Annotated in this window: 2 protein-coding genes; both read right to left on the reverse strand. The window is 48.9% G+C overall.

From position 1 onward, the window contains the following. Positions 1–205 precede the first annotated feature (205 nt). Positions 206–2,806, reverse strand: coding sequence for a hybrid sensor histidine kinase/response regulator (locus tag C8N32_RS14535; RefSeq protein ID WP_146159730.1), 2,601 nt, complete (start codon positions 2,804–2,806; stop codon positions 206–208). Beyond that, positions 2,803–4,062, reverse strand: coding sequence for an extracellular solute-binding protein (locus C8N32_RS14540; protein WP_170106823.1), 1,260 nt, complete (start codon positions 4,060–4,062; stop codon positions 2,803–2,805). Before C8N32_RS14540 ends, C8N32_RS14535 begins: the two co-directional genes overlap by 4 nt. Positions 4,063–4,411: the final 349 nt, after the last annotated feature.

The raw sequence follows: 4,411 nt of genomic DNA on the forward strand, positions 1-4,411 counted from the left end.
CACCGCCGGTCACCCCGCCAGCAGGATCGACGAGCTCCTGCCATGGAACTTCAACCCGTCAAGCTGAACAGGCGTGCCGCGGTGACAGCGCTTACACTCATTGCTACGTTTTCCTCCTTGTAACATGAGCAGGATTTCAATGGGTCGATACAGAGGCGGGCCGTCGGACGGTTACGACCAGTTCAGACCTCACGGCGAAAGGCAATTACTCAGATACGTGATTGGTATATTCGTGTAAGGCCCTGAAAAGTTCCTGATGGCTGAACGGCTTATACAGAACGCTGACGATCAGGGGGTTCGTCGCCAGCATATCTTCGATCTGACCCGGAAGTCCCGTCATGATGATGATTGAAACCTGTGCCCCAATTTCCTTGAGCTTTTCCAAAAACTCAAGCCCCCCCATCCTGGGCATGTTCAAATCCAGAAAAATCAGGTCGATCTCTGATTTTCTTTCAAGATATATTTCCAGAGCACTTTTACCGTCATTGGCACAAATTACCGAACATCCGCTTTTTGAAAGAGCCATTTCCCATATATGGCGAAGATTAGTCTCATCATCGACAAGAAGAATGCAGATTTTCGAAATATCAGGAGGATCAGGTAAAACTGGCCGAGGCCGAGCGGGAAGCTTGCTTTGATCGAAAACCGGCAGAACAATAGTAAAAATCGCACCGCCGAACTTTGCATTTTCAGCGATAACTGCGCCTTTATGTTCTAAAACCGTGCTGAAAACCATTGCAAGCCCCATGCCGCTTCCGTCTGCGGGTTTGGTGCTAAAATAGGGTTCAAAAATTCTTTCAAGGTTTTCCTTGACAATACCGGAGCCGGTGTCCTGAAAAACGACCCTAAGGTATTCACCAGGAGCCAGATCGAAAGCCCGAAACGCGGAATATTCACGGCTTCGAATTGTGAATTCTTCAAGAGCTATATGAAGCGAACCTCCTGTTGACATCTCCTGAATAGAGTTCAGACAAATATTCATGAACGCGGACTGTAGCAAATCCGGATTGCCGGGGACAAAAGCCTTTTCCACATCCAAATCAGACGAAAATTGTATACGCCTGTCTGTCGTATCTCTCAGGATATCAAGGATAGACAACAATATCTCTTTAATGTCGACTGCGGATGTCTCACTCAGCTTTTGCTGGGAGAATACCTTCAGTTTTCTGGTTAACCCAGCGGCCCGATCGCATGTAGCGATAATTTGAGTCAAGGCTTCTTTATTATCTATCTCTTCCGACATCGGTCCGGACAATATCTCAGAATACCCGCGGATTACTGCAAGATGGTTATTGATATCATGCGCGATCCCGCCCGCCAACTGGCCGATCGCACGCATTTTTTCATTGCGTATGAGTCTTTCATTAATAGCGATTTCTTCAGTCGCATCCCGAAAAACAAGGACGACCCCGACGATTTCATCGTTAAGCGAGAAAATCGGTGCGCCCGAGTCTTTAATAACGTATTCACGCCCATCTCTGGAGAGCAAAACCGTGTTATTCGCCAAACCAACAATCATTCCGCTATTAAGGACCTTATCGACCGGGCTTTCTATTTTTTTGCGCGATTTCTGGTTTATGATGTGGAATACTTTTTCCAATGACTCACCCACAGCCTCTTCTGCGGGCCACCCGGTCAACTGACAGGCGACCGGGTTCATATGAACAACAGTTCCACGTCTGTCGGTGGAAATAACTGCATCCCCGATAGAATTAAGCGTGATCCGAAGCTTCTCTTCGCTTTCCCGAAGTGCACGATCATTATCGTATCTATCCTGAACATCCGTGACCAGGGCGATGATGCGCGATATATGGCCGTCTTTTTCCCGAATTGGAACATAGCTGGCGCAATGCATGCGTTTCCCCCGGCTCGTGATCAGGGGTGTATCGAATTCTCTGCGCTCTCCTTTCATGGCCTTTTCAAAGTGAGGTCGAACGATTTCCCATGCTTGAGAACCGACTACCCCTGATGCATGGACTCCGATATTGGGCTTTCCCAACCTTTCCATATAGCTTTGATTTGCCATTTGAAGATGCCCGGTGCTGCTATAACTGCCGACCATGCCAGGTATCGCATCAAAGATCATGCGTAATTCTCTCCGGGCCTCAGCAAGGTCTTTCACTGCGGGCAGCAAAAGTCTCAACCAGACGAAGCATATAATCCCGAACAAAAGAGCGGAAATAAGACTGAGCAACTGCCAAATCGTTCGCGTGCTGGAGGCTTCTGCTTTCCGCAGGACCATTTCACGCGCCTGTAGAGGAGAAATCAGGGTTTCCCCTTTAAAGAAAACTTTTGTCGCAGTACTCCAGTGTGAAAAACCGCCGCGGACAATATTTGGAACTGCCGTACTTGCCTCATAAGCCCGCACATGCAGGAGTTTTGAGACATCCTGCTCAAGAATTTCCATGTCATTCTCGGAAATGTTCGCAAATATCCACGGCTGTTTCTTCAATCTCTCAAGATGTTTTTCATATTGTATGTTGAGATCTTCAACCTGCTGCATCTTATCCTTAATCCGGGCCTGTATACGGAAAACGATCGAATCGTTTTCGGCGGAAATCAGCGTATCTCCATTATCTAGGAGATAATCTACTCCATCGCCAACCTGTCGCCAGGTTGCGATCAGGACTGAATTGGATGAAAAAAGATCAGCCACTGTAAGATGCGCACGAAAAATCGTATAGGCACCGAAGACCGAAACAAGCGTAGCGATCAGGATCAGTGGGATCGCGATCCCTATGTCACGGGAGCGATCTGTAAGTTCCCGCGTTCCAGAGGGCGTTTTTCTGGAAGTTCGAACACTCAATCAGAAGGCTCGAATATTTGAAGGGTTTCCAATGTTTTAAAAAGTTCCCCACTGATAACATCGACATCGATTTCCGGGTTGTTGATATAATCATGCGCAAAGCTTGCAATCAACTCCATCGATTCCGTTAATTCTGCCGCAAACCAGCTGACCTTGTCCGGCGACTGCTCCCAGGCTGAAACGGAAATCAAGGCGCACCCTTCAAGAGAGCTTCGGGAGAAATTCTTTTCGATCGGAACACCTCCCTTTCGGGAGATGTACCGCGCCGTGTGCTCCGGATCCAAGACAGTTTCTACAAATAAATTCTGCCCCATTATCTCCGAAGGATTGTCTGTATTTGTCAGGGCAATCGAATCGAACGCCCAGGTAACGTAGTTGTTTCCCGGTGGTAAAGCACAAATAAAGTCGGTTTGGTTTGGAATCAATGGGGTAATAAAATCCCCCTGAACATGCGCCAAAGCCCGCCCCTCTACAACATGTGCGGCTGCCTGGGCCCAGCTCAGGTTATTGAAGTCGGGGTTAAGGTACGGTCTCAGCCGCTTGATGAGTTCAAAAGATTTCGTCAGAGCCCGCCGGTGGACTTCATTTATTTCATCGCGCGACGCGAGAGCCTGCATCTCTTTGGTATTCAAATAGGACGCCAAAACCGCCCCCAGGAAATTTCTTAGTTGCCATGTTTCATCGGACAGACTCAATCCATAGTAGCCAGCACGATGTGCCTTTTCCGCCAAACGAACAAAGTCTTCCCAATTAGCGGGGACACCTTCACCAATTTCCGTGAGCACGCGGCGATCATAAACAATATAGTTCATTATGTGAATGCCGACAGGCAACAGCGACAACCCGTTACCGTATCGGACTTCTTCGAAAACTTCGGGCAGCAATCTCTGCCTGAACTGTTCGGTTCCAGGTTGCGGCACGATTCCTCTTAAAATACCCTGCTCAATCAAAACTTCGACGGAATCCCCTCCACCGATCCAGAAAACTGCGGTCGGCGCGATCCCATGTGCAAGCCTCTCGCTAAAAGTTTCCCGAACACCTCTGAAGTTATTGCGTAATATGTGCTCGCTCCAGTCGACACCGGCTTCACGCATGGGCTCGCTGAATGCCGCGAGGGCATGAGCTTCAATTTCTTCCGCCCAAAGGTGAAGCAGTTCGAATCTTGCCTCTCCCTGGTCTTGTGCAACAGCCTTCCCCGGCCCCCCTGCCAAAGTCACGAAGGCTATTAACAAAGCAAAAGAAAACCTGCGGCACATATATCGGACACACATTGCTTCGTCCGTGATTGATGTTGCATCGACAACGATATCACGAAACCCAGAAAAACAAAATGCATCCTTGAGGTGTTTTTTTTAAATAAATTCTCTCTTGAGTTGGGCATGGTCACGCCGATATCGGCGGTGGAGCAAGCCTTGAACCACATACTACGGTATCTCGCATGTCTGACCGGAATTGACCGGTAATTTACAGACTGAAAACCGCCAGACATGCACGGACCCGCCTCACCTTACCGAACACCTGCGCGGTTTTCCGGGGCCGTGGACTTTCCGGCAGGTTACATCACACTGGCGGAGGCAACCGACCGGTCGAGGCGGACCGCCTGTA

Origin of the sequence: Rhodovulum imhoffii, assembly GCF_003046545.1 — a bacterium.
Classification (GTDB): Bacteria; Pseudomonadota; Alphaproteobacteria; order Rhodobacterales; family Rhodobacteraceae; genus Rhodovulum; species Rhodovulum imhoffii.